13 protein-coding genes are annotated in these 15,590 nt (G+C 56.4%); 5 read left to right on the plus strand and 8 right to left on the minus strand.

Annotated features, from left to right (window positions below; genetic code table 11):
• The first annotated feature begins 37 nt into the window (after positions 1–37).
• From FAES_RS21995 to FAES_RS22005, 3 genes are all read left to right on the plus strand, one after another.
• Entirely contained in the window at positions 38–1,792 is a 1,755-nt protein-coding gene (locus FAES_RS21995; RefSeq protein WP_015333389.1) for a RagB/SusD family nutrient uptake outer membrane protein, read from the plus strand.
• A 386-nt stretch (positions 1,793–2,178) separates the two neighbouring features.
• Positions 2,179–5,367, plus strand: coding sequence for a SusC/RagA family TonB-linked outer membrane protein (locus tag FAES_RS22000; RefSeq protein ID WP_229364520.1), 3,189 nt, complete (start codon positions 2,179–2,181; stop codon positions 5,365–5,367).
• Between the two features lie 33 nt (positions 5,368–5,400).
• Complete coding sequence (locus FAES_RS22005) at positions 5,401–7,191, plus strand: RagB/SusD family nutrient uptake outer membrane protein (RefSeq protein WP_015333391.1); 1,791 nt, start codon at positions 5,401–5,403, stop codon at positions 7,189–7,191.
• 75 nt (positions 7,192–7,266) lie between these two features.
• On the opposite strand, the gene FAES_RS22010 is transcribed toward FAES_RS22005, so the two are convergent.
• The 4 genes from FAES_RS22010 to FAES_RS22025 all read right to left on the minus strand — a co-directional run bounded on the left by FAES_RS22010 (position 7,267) and on the right by FAES_RS22025 (position 9,715).
• Positions 7,267–7,890, minus strand: coding sequence for an NAD(P)-dependent oxidoreductase (locus tag FAES_RS22010; protein WP_015333392.1), 624 nt, complete (start codon positions 7,888–7,890; stop codon positions 7,267–7,269).
• 67 nt (positions 7,891–7,957) lie between these two features.
• Entirely contained in the window at positions 7,958–8,773 is an 816-nt protein-coding gene (locus FAES_RS22015) for a helix-turn-helix domain-containing protein (protein WP_015333393.1), read from the minus strand.
• A gap of 38 nt (positions 8,774–8,811) precedes the next feature.
• Complete coding sequence (locus FAES_RS22020; RefSeq protein ID WP_015333394.1) at positions 8,812–9,288, minus strand: hypothetical protein; 477 nt, start codon at positions 9,286–9,288, stop codon at positions 8,812–8,814.
• Between the two features lie 70 nt (positions 9,289–9,358).
• Positions 9,359–9,715 (minus strand): winged helix-turn-helix transcriptional regulator, encoded by a 357-nt coding sequence (locus FAES_RS22025; protein WP_041258288.1) that lies wholly within the window; start codon positions 9,713–9,715, stop codon positions 9,359–9,361.
• Positions 9,716–9,795: 80 nt separating this feature from the next.
• On the opposite strand from FAES_RS22025, the gene FAES_RS22030 reads away from it, so the two are divergent.
• Both FAES_RS22030 and FAES_RS22035 read left to right on the plus strand, forming a co-directional pair.
• Entirely contained in the window at positions 9,796–10,212 is a 417-nt protein-coding gene (locus FAES_RS22030; RefSeq protein ID WP_015333396.1) for a DoxX family protein, read from the plus strand.
• 229 nt (positions 10,213–10,441) lie between these two features.
• Complete coding sequence (locus FAES_RS22035) at positions 10,442–10,942, plus strand: PPC domain-containing DNA-binding protein (RefSeq protein ID WP_015333397.1); 501 nt, start codon at positions 10,442–10,444, stop codon at positions 10,940–10,942.
• 162 nt (positions 10,943–11,104) lie between these two features.
• Here the strand turns inward: FAES_RS22035 and FAES_RS22040 are convergent, their stop codons facing one another.
• The 4 genes from FAES_RS22040 to FAES_RS22055 form a co-directional block, all read right to left on the minus strand.
• Positions 11,105–11,401 (minus strand): hypothetical protein, encoded by a 297-nt coding sequence (locus FAES_RS22040; RefSeq protein ID WP_015333398.1) that lies wholly within the window; start codon positions 11,399–11,401, stop codon positions 11,105–11,107.
• Between the two features lie 127 nt (positions 11,402–11,528).
• A complete protein-coding gene (locus FAES_RS22045; RefSeq protein ID WP_015333399.1) occupies positions 11,529–12,866 on the minus strand; it encodes a Gfo/Idh/MocA family protein in 1,338 nt (445 codons plus the stop codon).
• A gap of 56 nt (positions 12,867–12,922) precedes the next feature.
• Positions 12,923–13,777 (minus strand): sugar phosphate isomerase/epimerase family protein, encoded by an 855-nt coding sequence (locus FAES_RS22050; RefSeq protein WP_015333400.1) that lies wholly within the window; start codon positions 13,775–13,777, stop codon positions 12,923–12,925.
• 104 nt (positions 13,778–13,881) lie between these two features.
• The gene (locus FAES_RS22055; protein ID WP_015333401.1) at positions 13,882–15,579 is read right to left on the minus strand and encodes a S41 family peptidase; all 1,698 of its coding nucleotides are present in this window, start codon (positions 15,577–15,579) and stop codon (positions 13,882–13,884) included.
• Between the last annotated feature and the right edge of the window lie 11 nt (positions 15,580–15,590).

Here is a 15,590-nt window from a genome sequence, read left to right on the forward strand (position 1 = left end):
ACCTGACTACATCACAACAACGAGACAATCATCTATTATGAAAAAGCTATTTCTTAGGGGAACAACCGTCGCGGCAATCTTGCTAGGCACCACGTTCGCCTGTAAAGAAAGTTTTTTGAATGTGCAGCCAACAGGCTCGTTGCGTACAGACAATCCGCTGCTGTACTCGAAGAGCTCGATCGATGCCGCCCTGGTTTCAACCTACGCTCAGCTTAATGGCCGGGGCTTCTCCCGGGCCACCAGCTCGTTCAACTGGGTGCGGGGTAGCGTATCGGGCGGTGAAGCCAACAAAGGGTCAAACTCCGGCGATGCGGGTGGTAACAGTAACTTCATCACCTTCCAGCGCTTTGAACTGCTGCCTTCCAACGGCGACGTGAACGACAAATGGCGGGGCATGTATGAAGGTATCAGCCGGGCCAATGCCGTGCTGCGCCTGCTGCCCAACGCCGGCGCCGACGTTTCTGCGGCCGACAAATCCCGGATCGAAGCCGAAGCCAAGTTCCTGCGGGCGCACTATTACTTCGAACTGAAGCGCTCCTTCAACATGGTGCCCTACGTAGACGAGACGCTCGACTACGGCACCGGCATTGAGAAGGTGGCGAACAACGTCGACATCTGGCCGAAGATCGAAGCCGATTTCAAATTCGCGGCCGATAACCTGCCCGCTACTCAGGGCGCTGTAGGTCGTGCCAACAAGTGGGCGGCAACGGCGTACCTGGCGAAGACGTACCTGTACCAGAAAAAATACACCGAAAGCAAGGCCCTGTTTGATCAGGTTATTGCCAACGGCGTAACGGCTGGTGGTAAAAAGTACGCCCTGGTGGCCAACTACACGGATCTCTTCAATGCCGAGAAAGACAACAACGAAGAGTCGGTATTTGCGATTCAGGCGGCAGTGAACACCGGCGACGTAGCCAACTCGGCCCAGGAGCTCGACCTGAACTTCCCGTACAACACGGGCTCGAATGGCCCGGCCGGCTGCTGCGGTTTCTTTGCCCCCAGCTTTGAGCTGGCCAACTCGTTCCGCACGGCCAACGGCCTGCCCCTGCTCGATGGTTCATACAACACGGGTAACAACCAGTTGAAAAACGACCAGGGTATCGACTCAAAAACCGCCTTCACGCCAGACGCTGGCCCCGTAGATCCGCGGCTCGACTGGTCGGTTGGCCGCCGTGGTATCCCCTACCTCGACTGGCAGGTGCACCCCGGCCTCGACTGGATTCGTGACCAGGGCTTCGCCGGCCCCTACTCGCCCAAGAAGTTTATCTTCTACAGATCGCAGGACAAAACCCTCACGGATGGTAGCTCATGGACTGATGGGTACTCGGCCATCAACTACAACATCATTCGGTTTGCCGATGTGCTGCTGATGGCAGCCGAAGCCGAAATCGAAGTGGGTAGTCTGGAAACGGCACGTACCTACATCAACCAGGTTCGCACGCGGGCGGCTAACCCAGCTTATTGGGTAAAGCTGAGCGGTGCCAACGCGGCCAACTACGTGATCAACACGTATGCAACGGCGTTTGCCAGCAAAGAGGCAGCACGGACTGCGGTTCAGTTCGAGCGTAAGTTGGAACTGTCGGGCGAAGGCCACCGCTTCTATGACCTGGTACGCTGGGGGAATGCGTCAACGGTGCTGAACGCTTTCCTTGCCTACGAAAGCCAGAAATTGCCCGTAGGGTACGGCGGCGCGAAGTTCACGGCCAACAAAGATGAGTATATGCCGATCCCGCTCACGCAGATCGACTATCAGGGTCGCGATGTACTCAAGCAAAATCCGGGATACAACTAAGACGACTAGTTGATAACCCTTTTTATTGACAAGGTCCGCCAATCTGTTGGCGGACCTTTTTCATGTCCGTACCATATCAAATCTATGTTTAAAGTAGATATAACACCCCCTTTTTCTTTGAATCGTTCAATTCGTTAACTTATTTGTACTTACTTCATTGCTTAAGTACTCTATCAGAATCAGCCTAAACTACTTAGTAAATATCAAAAACAACGATTGCATTATTTTACGAAAAATTAACAATTAATAGCATAAAGGTATAATTATTTCATGCAATGCTTCTAAACGGTTTGCAACGTTCTGGATAGGTAATAGCTTTAGAGTTAGTCATTCAGAAGAATGGCTAATAGACAAACCTAATTTTATACTCTATGTTAAACATGTACATGTCCAGATTCATGGGCATCGCCCTCTTCTTGGGTGTGCTATTCACGAGCGGAATGGCATTGGCACAGGGCACTACCCGAACAGGGCGAGTGACAAGCCAAACCGACGGGACCGGGCTTCCCGGCGTCAATGTTACAGTGAAAGGCACGACCCGAGGGGCTGTAACTAACCCAAACGGCGAGTTTTCAATTGTCGCCACCGATGACGCCACCCTGGTCTTCTCGTTTATTGGATACAAAGCACAGGAGGTTCGCCTGGGCAATCAAACCAATATCAAAGTGTCGCTTAGCGAAGAAAACGCAACACTGAACGAGGTGGTCGTAACGGGCTATAGCTCACAATCGCGCCGGGACATTACCGGGGCAGTAGCTACGGTCAATACCAAAGAACTGTTGTCGATTCCGGCCACAGACGTGTCGCAGCAGTTGCAGGGCCGCGTAGCCGGGGTGACGGTAACCAACGATGCTACACCGGGCGGTAGTGCCACCGTGCGGATTCGTGGTCTGGGTACCATCGGTAGCAATGACCCGCTCTACATCATCGACGGTGTACCCACGCAGAACCTGGGTACCATCAACCCGAACGACATCGAAACCTTCCAGGTGTTGAAAGACGCCTCGGCTTCGTCGATCTACGGGTCACGGGCAGCCAACGGCGTTGTCATCATCACGACCAAGAAAGGGAAAGCCGGGGTATCGCGCATTACCTTCGACGCCTACTACGGTAGCCAGCAGTGGGCTAAGAAAGGCGAGGTATTGAATTCAACCGAACTGGGCCAATACCTGTACCTGGCCGACGTAAACGCGGGCAAAACGCCTTCACACGGTCAGTATACGTACGGCGCCAATGGGCAGGTTACCATTCCGGCCTATGTGTTCCCCAGCCGGGGTGCCGAAGGTTCACCCGACGTTGATCCGGCCAAGTACTCGCTGACGCCGAGCAACATCTACCCGATCACCCGCTCAGCCAATACCAACTGGTTTGATGAAGTAACGCAGGCGGCCCCCATCCAGAACTACCAGCTTGGTGCGTCGGGTGGTTCAGAAACGGGCCGTTACGCCTTGTCAGTCAACTACTTCAATCAGGAAGGTACGGTAAAGTACATTGGCTATGACCGCTATTCGATCCGGGCCAACACCGAGTTCAACGTGAAGAAGCGCATCCGGGTTGGTGAAAACCTGACCGTGGCCTACAGCAGCCGCAAGGGTGGTTTCAACAACAACGAAGAGCAGAACGCCGTATCGGGTGCCTACAAGCACCACCCCCTGCTGCCGGTTTTTGATATTGCGGGCAACTTCGCGGGTAGCCGGGGCCTAAACCTCGGGAACAACGAAAACCCGGTAGCGACGCTGTACCGTCAGCGCGACAACCGCTACAACAGCATCCGCGTGTTTGGTAACGCCTATGCCGAAGTCGACCTGCCTGCGGGCTTCATGGTTCGTAGCTCGATCGGTATCGATGCCAACAGCGACCGGGCCAAGTACCTGCGCCGGGCCAACCCCGAATACATCGAGGGTAACTTCAACCTGGAGCTGAACGATCAGAGCCGCTACAACTACCAGTGGGTCTGGACCAACACGCTGAACTACGCCAAAACCTTCGGTGGTGCGCACAAAGTGGAAGCGTTTGTCGGTACGGAGGCCATCAAGCAGTATCAGGAGTATTTCGATGCGTTCCGTAGCGGCTTCTTCAACGATCAGCTGTCGATTCAGAGCTACCTCGATCTGGGTACGCGGGCGACGTCGGCCAACAGCGGCCGGGTTGAGCAGGATTACACGCTGTTCTCTATCTTCGGAAAGGTCAACTACGCCTTCAACGACAAGTACCTGTTCCAGGCCATCCTGCGTCGTGACCAGTCGTCGCGTTTCCTGGCTGCCTCAAACAGCGCCCTGTTCCCCGCCGTATCGGCTGGCTGGCGGATTTCGCAGGAAGACTTCTTCAAGAACATCACCTTCATCAACGACATGAAGATCCGGGCCGGCTACGGGCAGACGGGTAACCAGGCGATTGGTGATTACAACGCATACACGACGTACCAGTCAGACACCTATCACTCAGGTTATCCGATCAACGGTGATCCGGGCACAGCTACGGCTGGTTTCGACATCCGGCGTTTTGGTAACCCGAATGCAAAATGGGAATCGACGGCCTCGACCAACATCGGTTTCGACGTGTCGATGCTCGCCAACAAACTGGAGGTGAACTTCGACGTGTGGAGCCGGAAAACGACCGACATGCTGTTCACCACGCCGTTTACGTATTCGGCGGGTGATGCCGAAATTCCGTCGTACAACGTGGGTAGCATGAGCAACCGCGGAGTCGACCTGGCAATCAGCTACCGCGATCGTCGTGGCGATTTCCGGTATGGCGCTACGCTGAACTTCGCGACGTACCGCAACGAAGTCATCCAGTTGGACGAAAGCCCCTCGACCCGCTACTTCGGGTATAGCTCACGTGTACCGGGTGGCGGTGTGACCCTGACGCAGGCGGGCCTGCCCGTGTCGTCGTTCTACGGCTACAAAGTGCTGGGTATCTTCCAGAGCGATGAAGAAGCCAAAGCCTGGGCACCGTTCGGGACGACGACTTACAACAAAGCCGGTAAATTCAAATTTGCCGACGTCAACGGTGATGGCGTGATTACCGACGCTGACCGTACGGTTATTGGTTCGCCGCACCCCGATTTCACGTATGGCCTCAACCTGAACCTGGGCTACAGAAACTTCGACCTTACCGTATTTGGTAGCGGTTCGCAGGGCAACCAGATCTTCAACTATACGCGCTACTTCACCGATTTCAACACCTTCCAGGGGAACCGGTCGAAGCGGGCACTGTACGAAGCCTGGTCACCGACCAACAAGGGTGGCACCACGCCGATCCCCGACGCCAACGATCAGGTGAGCAGCCTGCCCTCGACGTACTTCATCGAGAATGGTTCGTACTTCCGCCTGAAAAACGTTCAACTCGGCTACACGCTCCCCACCGCCCTGCTGTCGAAGCTGGGTCTGGGTACCGCTCAGGTATACGTTCAGGGCCAAAACCTGCTGACCGTTACGAAGTACACCGGCCTGAACCCGGAGATCAGCATCTCGAACAACTCGAGTGGTGACCGCAACCGGAACCTGGGCTTCGATGGTGGTTATCTGCCGGTATCCCGGACGCTCCTGGTCGGCCTGAACCTAAGTTTCTAAGTCATTACTCCCAAAGACAATCGGCATAACATTATGCAACTTCTTCATAAAAAAATTGTCATCTCGACGCTTACGCTCACCGGCCTTTTGCTGCTGGATGCGTGTAGCACCGACTTTCTGACCCGTCAGCCACAGGGACAGTACAGCCCCGCCTCGCTTAGCAACAGCAACGGCATCGAGGGGCTGCTGATTGGTGCCTATGGCATGATCGACGGACAGGGGATCGACGGGCAAGACGCCTGGAACCACGAAGTACAGAACTGGGTCTACGGTGGTATTGCATCAGACGATGCCTATAAAGGCACCGACTCGGGTGACCAACCCGAACAGTCGTTCATCGAACGCTACGACTTCCAGCCGACCCTCAACCACACCCGCAACAAATGGCGTGGGCTGTATGAGGGGGTTGCGCGTACCAATGACCTGCTCGACAACTTAGGCGCCGCCACAGGGATCACCGATGCCCGCAAGAAGCAGATCGAGGCCGAGGCCCGGTTCCTGCGCGGCTATTTCCACTTCGAGGCCCGGAAGATTTTCCGGTACGTTCCATACATCGACGAGAAAATCTACGATGCCAGCGACCCGAACTCGACCAAGGTTCCAAACGACAAGGAGATCTGGCCAAACATCGAAGCCGATTTCCAGGCAGCGATGGCGGTGCTGCCCGAAACACAGGCTGAACCCGGCCGCCCAACCAAGTGGGCAGCGATGGCACACCTAGCCAAGACCTACATGTTCCAGGGGTTTGATATCAGCACGGGTGCACCTAATGCGGCCAAACTGCAGCAGGCCAAAGCGCTGCTCGACCAAATCGTGAACAGCGGCAAATTCTCCCTGATGGAGAATTACTCGCAGAACTTCGATTCGGACACCCGCAACAACAAGGAGTCGATTTTCGAGGTGCAATATGCCAAGTCGGCGGCCGATGATGGCGCTGCCAATGCCGGTATGGGCCTGGCTCACCCCTACGCATCGCCTTGGGGCTGCTGCGGCTTCTATCAGCCGTCGCAAAACCTCGTGAACGCCTACAAAACCGACGCCAACGGCCTGCCCTTGCTCGACACGTTCAATGATTCTGACGTGAAAAATGACCAGGGTGTTGCCTTCGAAGCGGCTTACACGCCCCACACGGGCACCCTTGACCCCCGCCTCGACTGGACGGTTGGTCGCCGGGGTATCCTCTTCAAAGACTGGAAAATCCATAACAGCGACTTCATCCGCGATCAGTCGTATGGTGGCCCCTACTCGCCCAAGAAGCACGTTGCCTCGCGGAAAAACACGCTGCTGGGTGCCGGCTGGGTAAACCTGACGGCCAACAACTACCGCATGATCCGGTACTCGCACGTGCTGCTGTGGCTCGCCGAAGCCGAAACCGAAGTCGGTAGCCTGACCCGCGCCCGCGATCTGGTCAATATGATTCGGAAGCGTGCCGCCAACCCCGCCGACTTCGTGAAGCTGGCCACGCAGGGTGCCACCCGCGATGCCTACACGGTCGATGAAAGCAAGCCTGCCGCCAACTACCTCATCAAGGAGTACCCGGCGTCGGCGTTTGCCACCAAAGAAGCCGCTCGTAAGGCTGTCCGCTTTGAAACGCGCCTTGAGTTTGCGATGGAAGGACACCGGTTCTTCGATCTCGTTCGCTGGGGTATCGCAGCCGACGTACTCAACACCTACGTAACGAAGGAGGCCGACAAACGTACCTACAAGCGCGGTGCCCGGTTTGTAAAGGGCCGGAACGAGTATTACCCCGTTCCCCAACAAGCCATCGATAATGCCTTCAAAAACGGTCAGCCCACGCTGGTGCAGAACCCGGCCTACAAGTAGTCGGTACACAGCATAGCTTAATAGTCAAAAAGCCCGTTTCGAGATGTTGCTCGAAACGGGCTTTTTCGTTGGCTGTCAATACGACAGGCCCGGCGTTTTCCGCAGGTACGTCGCCGTCGTGAGTTGAGCCAACATGAAAGCCGCCACGTCGGCACGCGAGATTTTCAGCCTCAGCCCGGCAGCGTTGGTGCCAAAGCCGTGTTGATACAGGTTGGTGAGCGGGCCATCGGTAAAGGCGGCGGGCCGAACGATCGTCCAGTCGAGCGAACTGCGCCGGATGTATTGCTCCTGCAGTTCGTGGTCCTGCATGGCTTGTTTCAGCAACAGACCAAACATCAGGTATTTCCAGAAAAAATTCAGATTTTCCCGACTGTCACCAGCGCCCAGCGTGGTCTGGCAAATGAGGCGATCAATCCCCTCACGTTCCATCGCCTGAATAATATGCCGGGTACCTTCGGCGCGAACAACCCCTTTGCGCCCCGCCCCTAAGGCACACAATACGGCATCGTGCCCGCCGATGGCCTGCTCAACAGCCGCGTAATCCAGTACGTCGCCCGCGTATACCTGCAATGAAGGATGCTCAACCTGTACCGATTCGGGTCGACGACTGAAAGCGGTGACCGTGTGTCCCTGATCGAGTGCCTGACGAACGAGCTCGCGGCCGATGCTGCCCGTTGCTCCAAAAATGATGATGCGCATATCCTTTTTTTAGGACAAACGTACCCGTCGGCAAAGGGTGAAAATAGAACAAAACCGACAGCGCGCCTTACGTACCCAGCGGACTGAGTAGCCGGGCATCGGCCCGATGCCGCCGAAACTGCAGGGGCGTCACGCCCGTGAATTCTTTAAACGAGCGGATGAAGTGCGACTGATCGGCGTATCCGTTGTCGAACGCAATGTCTGACAGCTTCTGGTAGTGGCGGCTTTCCAGCTGACTCAGTGCCGACTGAAACCGACAAATGCGTGAAAACAGGCGCGGTGAAATGCCAACGTACTGCTCAAACCGACGTTCAAAGGTGCGCTCCGAAAGGTTGAGGTACTGTTGCAACGCGGGCAATTGGGTCAGCCCGTTTGTGATCCGAATCCGCCCAAGGGCATAGTCCAGCGCCGGGTCGACGCCCAGGGCGCTGGTTCGGGCGAGTTGGAGCACATAGGCCGATAACCGGCTGACCTGCTGGGCCGCCGTTTCGTGCCAAAGCTGCTCCTGCAAAGACTCGATGCCCTGCGTTGGCAACGCACTCAGGTCATAACAGGTATCCGTCAGTTCATTAGCCCTAACCGCCAGTAATGGCCCGATCGCCTGCGGGTGCAACAAACCGACAATGAGCCGGAAAGGTCCTTCAGTCGTAATCTGCACGGGTTTGACCGGCTGACCGTACAGAAACAGCGACGCCAGCGTATCGGTCTTGTTGGCCAGTAGCACCCCGGCGCGGGCCGATTGCTGAAAGACCAGACCGGGAAACCCATCGGCAAAAAACGAAAACGACTGCGCCGGTGCCGCCGGATCGGTGGATTCCAGCACCAGCCACTCCTTGACAAACGGGCGCAGCGCAGCCGATGGCGCAATACGTTGAGGAATCATAGTAATGAGTCAGGCTATGATTTGTGTTAATGCACTGTTTAGCGGCGCAGTAGAAATTGATAGGTCTTCGCTACGCCCCGGTCATTAATCGTCCCGGCACGCCAGTGAGGCATGGCAGCACCTACCCGCGCCAGTTCCTTTTTCAACGTCGGATCGGCATCATACGTCGGGACCAATTCGATGACCTTACCGGTCTTGTCGAGCGTGGCAGTCAACCAGGTTTTCCGCCCTAGCTTGATGGGGTTCTCGGCGTCATCAAGTTGATTGAGCACAAAGGTGTTCAGTTTATCGTCGCCACCAGGGAAAGCAGGCGGAAACTGCGTCTTAATCTGAGGCAGAGGCCCATAGGTGTTGTAGGTAATAACTGGCTTACCGCCATTAATCCCACTTTGCGCCCGCGAATCGGAGCCGGTCGCGGCCCAAACTGTAACGGCCAGGAGAATAGGCAGGATCAGGTTTGAATACGTCTTCATGGTCTTTTCGGCGAAGATGCAGCACTGGCAGGGTGGTTGCATAGCCGCTTGTCGTCTGTTTTACCCCCCGTCTACAAGGCCTTGTACGGCCGGAGGCCATGGCCTCAGGGGCTTATTTTCCCAGTAGCTGTTTGCGATGATTGACACCCCAGTTATGAAGTTCCATCATCACGTTCTTCAACGAACGAGAGTAATCCGTAGCCACGTATTCGATCAAACCCAGATTGTCCTCGTGAACGATGCGTTGGATTAACTGGTGCTCCTCCATATCCTTCAATTCCTTGGCGAGAACTTTAGGGTTGATTTTGGGGATGCTACGCTGTATTTCCGTGAAACGGCGATTGTCGCGCATAATAGACGTCAGAATCAACACTTTCCATTTGCCGCTGATCACGTCCAGCGCATCCCGGATGGGTAGTATCTGGTCTATACAATCGATCTGCTTGGTTTTGCCTTCGGTTAAAATCATAGCGCTTACGTTCAGGTAACTGCCCACAACTGGCAAGTAAAAGTAAAGACCTTTGTCAGACCACCTACTCCGTATCCGGGATGACAAGTCCGAAAAAAACCTCGAAAACGCTCCACATCACCTTGTGGGTTACCCAAGTACTGCTGGCTCTACTGTTCATCGGCTCGGGCGTGTTCAAGTTGGTCACCCCCATTGCTACCCTCGCCCAGATGTGGCCCTGGGCGGGCGCCTATCCGAACCTGCTCCGGCTAACCGCCCTGCTCGATGTATGCGGTGGTGTGGGCATCGTTTTACCGGCGCTCACCCAGATCAGGCCGAGATTGACCGTCCTGGCAGCGTTGGGTTGCGCTACCCTGATGCTGAGTGCCATTGTCTTTCACCTGGCTCGTGGTGAAGGCGCCAACACCCCGATCAACGTTGTCGTGTTGGCCCTTTCGCTTTTCGTAGTCTGGGGCCGTTGGGCAACTGTACCGCCCAGCCTGGTAGCGAAAAAGTAAGTTTCCGGCTATCCGCTGAGGCGTGAGAAAGCGGCACAAAGTCGCTCATCATTTGGGAGCAAACAGGCTAGCTCTTCACTGTTTAGGCTCATCAGCGCTGTTATACGTGCTTCTCCAGCAAGGCTCGATAGTCTGCTGAAAAACAACTTTCTTCCGCACCTGATAGCGATTGGGAAAACAACTGGTCAGCGGCCTGGGTCTTACGAGATAGCTAACTGCCAACGACCCCATGCGCCGTCTGTTTCTGTATTTACTTTTGGTCCTATGCCTGATGAGCACGCCTACACTAGCCCAAACGGGCCAACCGAAGCGCTTTACTAAGGTGCCCGCTGGCTACCTGATGGTGTTGCAGCAGGGCGACAATGTCTTTGAGCAGTTGGAAGCGCTCGCCCGGCAGGAAGCCATCCCGTCGGCTACGTTCACCGGACTAGGGTTTGTCACGATCCAGTTTGGCTTTTTCGACTTCAAAAAGAAGGAGTACAAACCAAAAACGTTTACGGACGTCGAGCTAACCAGCCTGACGGGTAGCCTGGCCTGGCAGGAAGGCAAGCCGTCGATTCACGCGCATGGCGTTGTCGGCGACGAGCAGTTCAGGGCACACGCGGGCCATATTTTGTCCGCCACGGTGAGCACAGGCTCCGTCGAAATCATGATCACGGTACACCCGCAACGGCTTGAGCGAAAAATGAACGAGCAACTGGGTGCCAATGTGCTTAGTCTGGACGAGTAAGTGTCTGGTTTTCTTCGCCGACGAGGCGGCTGGGTACGTTGCCAGCTAGTCAGGTACGTTCCCACTCGCCATCATTTCGCCAGAAAAGAATGTACCCGATCCACTAGCTAGTGGATCGGGTACGTCGTTGATTCAGATAAACTGTAGTTGACGCGCGGGGCGTTACCAGCGCCGATAGACCCGGCGAGGCGCTACGTAAACGGGGCGGGGCCGGGCATAATAGCGGCGCGGGGCGTAATACCGACGCGGCGCGTAATAGACCGGGCGCGGCCGAGCATAGTAGCGGCGCGGGGCGACATAAACGGGACGGGGTACTACGTAGACCGGGCGCGGTGCCACATACACCGGACGAGCATAGTGGCGATAATGGTGGCGGTGACGAAACCGCTGGGCTTCAGCAAATGGGCTGATAAACAGGCTTAAACCAATCAGAAGCAGGGCAAATTTTACCGTTTTCATGTGTTCTTTCTGTTAACGTTGCACCATACGGCGGGCCGCTTTGGGGCCACCCACCTCTCTTAAGACTACCGAAGCAGCCTATAAGTTCAACGACGAACGTTCCTTCAGATTGGCTCAACCGACGTTTTTATGCCGAATAAGCCCAGCCTTTTTCGTAGTCACGGCTCCACAACTTCATGGCTTCCTTGTCTTTGATGTGGCCATTTTTCGTGTCGACCTCAAACGGTTTGTTCACCCGGTACGAGATATTGGCCAGGTGGCAGAGCAACGTACTCTTGGCGCCTTCATCGATGGGCGATGCCTGTTTTTCCTTGCCGCGAATGGCTTCAAAGAAGTTAACCACGTGCCGGGTGGTCATGTCGCCACCGCCGCCAAGCGCCGTACCCGCCTCGGAACCAGCCGACTTACTATCTTTCACGAGCTTGCCATCGCGGTTGTACAATTTGTAGCCGTCCCGGTCGACGTAAACGCTGCCCGTTGAGCCGAAAATGACCGTGCCGCGGTCGGAGCCGTAGGTCTTATAGCCGTTGCGGCTTTTGCCATCCCACTGAATGATCTTGTTGCCCGGAAACCGGAAGGTCGCTTCCATCGTGTCGTATATCGCCCAGCCGTCGTTCATAAAGTGCCGCTTGGCCGCTTCGGTCGACACGTATTCGGGGTACTCGACCTGCAAGGCCCACCGCGCCACGTCGAGTTCGTGAGTGGCGTTATTGCCACTTTCGGCCGTGCCGTAGTGCCAGCCATACCAGTGCCAGTTGTAGTCCCAGGTGTCGTGCGTGTAGGGCATGCGCGGAGCCGGTCCCTGAAACAGATCCCAGTCGAGGCCGTCGGGCACGGGCGCCGCTTTGGGTATGGGCACTTCGCCGCGCTGTGCCACGTAGAAGGCCACGGCTTTGTAGGGCGTACCGATCACCCCGTTATGAATCTGATTGACAATATCGATCGACTCCACCGCCGAGCGCTGCTGATTGCCCATCTGGATCACCTTGCCGTAGCGGCGCTGGCACTCCATCAGAATTTCGCCCTCGCGGGGGTTGTGGCTGCACGGTTTTTCGACGTACACGTGCTTGCCGCCCTGCGTAGCCAGCCACGTACCCGGCGCGTGCCAGTGGTCGGGCGTGGCGATAAACAGCGCATCGACGTTCTTGTCGGCAATGACCTTCCGAATGTCGTTTTCCAGCTTCGGCTGGTAATTGATGTGTTTGGCAAACTTCTGCGCCCCGGCTTCGCGCTGTTTCTTCATCACGTCGCACAGGTACATCAGTTCGACGTTGCTTTCTTTTTTGCCGATGGGTTCGTAGTAAGCGCCCAGCCGCCGACCCAGCCCGGCAATGGCGACGTGGATACGTTCGTTGGCACCCAGAATGCGGGCGTAGCTTTTGGCCGACATGCCGTAGCTGGCAACCGTTAAACCGGCGGTGCCCAGGGCTGCTTTTTTGATAAAATCACGTCTGGAATTGTCCATAAAACGCAGGAGTTGGAGGAAGAAATCAGGTTGTGGTGACAGGAACAACAAACGAATTAAGAGCGGCGCTTGGCTGAGCGGGTCGCCTCGCAAACGCCCCGGAAATACCCCACCGACTCGGCAATACCGGCCAGCGGGTCTTTCATGTCTTTCTCGTATTCGAGGCTGCACGAACCCGAATAGCCGATTTTGCGGAGCATCTGCACAAAGGCCGGAATATCGATCACGCCGCGGCCCAGCTCGCAGGTTTTGCCTTCTTTGGTCGCTGCCGACACGTTTTTGAGGTGAATGTCGAAAATGCGTTTGGCGTAGATCTGCAAATCGGCAACGGGATCTTCGCCGAAGCGTTTGTCGTGGCCCATGTCGAAGCAAAAGCCGATGCGCGGGTCGAGGTCTTTGATTTCCTTGTAAATCGACGCCGGGTTGGGGTAGAGCGCAATGTCGGGGCCGTGGTTATGAATGGCCACGCGGAAGTCGTATTCCTTCACCCGCTTATCCACCAGCGGCAGCAGCTCCACGTTGGGCACGGCTACAATCAGCTTCACCCCTACCCGTTTAGCATAGGCAAACGCCCGATCAACTTCGGCCTCGGTTTTCATGTAGATGGGCCCCACGGCGTAGCCCGTCACGTTCGACTCTTTCAGCTTGGCATGAAACTCGGCGATCTGTTCGGGGGTGCTGTCGAGCGGCAGGTGGAAATCTTTGATGCACAGGTAGTGCACATCCACTTTGCGCAGCATCTCCAGCGCCTGATCGAGTTTAAAATGGACAAACGTATAGCCCGCCATGCCCAGTTTGAACTGATCGTCATTGGCGGCGACGGGAGCCGTGGCCAATGCCTGCGTGCCGCCCAGGCTGCTCAGGGCGGCTAACCCTCCGGTGCTTTTCAGAAAGACTCTACGTGTTGTCATGCTGTTACTTCGTGTTTCGTTCGGTTTGAAACAGTAAAAGCACTTCAACAACCGCACTTAACATAGCGCGAACTGCTTTTGCCAAAAAAGGCAGACCGGGCTGGTCAACGCAACGGCTCGTCGGTGCGTTGAATCAGCTGCAACGCCCGTTCCAGCACCTCATCGCGGCCAGCCCGGATACCGGCCGGGGTGGGCGTGACCAGCACGTCGGGCACAATGCCGACACGCTGGGTTTCGCGGCCGTCGGGGTAATACACGCCAATCCCGCTGAAGGCCGTTCGGTAGCCGCCCGGCAGGGGTACCCACGCAATATTCCCATCGGCACCCGCGGTGGGGCTGCCCACCAGCAACGTACCCGGAACCGACCGAAACGCCATCGCCGTAAATTCGGCCTGGCTCTGCGTCTCGGCGTCGACCAGCACGATAAGTTTACCGCGATAGGCTTTCCCTTTCAGGTGGGGTAGCCTGGTCGGTTTCTCGCTGGCGAACGTACCCGGAAACCGCAGGTTGGCGCGGGTGAAGCGCACAAACGGAACGGGCTCATCGGTCAGGTAGCGGCTGATGAGCCAGAGGGTGCCTTTTGGGTAATTCCGCAAATCGACCAGCAGGGCGCGGGCGGCTTGCAGCGGCTGCATGACACTGTCGACCTGGGGCGTCGTGAGCTTGCCCATGTTTACGTACCCAACGCTGTCAGCCAGCCATTGGCTCACAGGATATTGCTGCGCAGTGGACGCAGCCGCTATAGCCCGGCCCAGTTTCGGGTAGGGATACCGAGGCACCAGCACGACGGTGTCGCGCCCGTTGTGCCGGATGGTAAGCCGGGCTTCGGGGTTAGTGCCAACGCCAATCAGCCACCGCAGGTCGCGCAGTAGCGCCCCTTCATTCGAGGCCGCGATAAACGGGCGCAGGCGCTCAACACGGGCCGGAATCGGCTCGCCATCAATCGCGTGAATGACGGTGCCGGCGGTTACGACCGTGGGTACGTTCAGCGAATCGTTGAAGCGGCGGGTAACGACGAGTTGGCGATCCAGAAAGGTCGCTTCAAACGGGAGCCAGAGCTTACCCCACTCACAACGCAGACAGCGTGTTTTGTCGACGTTCTGCATGAAGGCATGGCTGTCGTTGATGCGGCTAGTCAGTTGATAAAGAGCGCCTTGATAAGCCTCTTCGGTGGTTGCCTGTCGAAATACGGGGATGAGGTCGGTCAGTACGTCGTTCCAGCTGCCATCGACGGCGTACTTGTAGGGAAAGAAATACTGGATGACGTTCCAATAGCGAAACAGGGCCAGCAGGCGACACGGCTCGGCGGCGGTCCCGCGTCCGGGCTGATGGAGGTTTTCGTATAGTTTTTCATTATCAAACGACAGCGCAAACCCCGATTGCGGAGCCGGTTGCTGCACGTAATACGGTTTCCCCTGATAGCGGTTGGCGATCAGGTAGGTCAGTCGCCCTTGAAGATCGGGTGTAAACACCAGCGAATCAGACAGAAAAGCCAGATCGAGGTTGCGTTGCCCCGACTCGCTGACCGGGCAATTCCGGCACGATTTCACCGGCCCCAACTCATCGAGAAGTTGCCCATAAACGGCGGATAATGCCTGTTTATCGGCCGCCTGTTGCACCGCAGGCAGCAACGCCATCAGTTGCTGATCCCAGTCGCGTTTCCCCGGCGCTACGGCGGGATGGTAATACTTCAGAAACCCCCATAGTTTGGCCAGCGAAGCCAGTTTTTGGGTGTCGGTGAGCGGTTGGGCCCGTGAGGAAGCCGATACCAGAAACAGGCAGACGATAAACAGGGTGCGCATACGGAGCGAAA

This window comes from Fibrella aestuarina BUZ 2 (assembly GCF_000331105.1).
Classification (GTDB): Bacteria; Bacteroidota; Bacteroidia; order Cytophagales; family Spirosomataceae; genus Fibrella; species Fibrella aestuarina.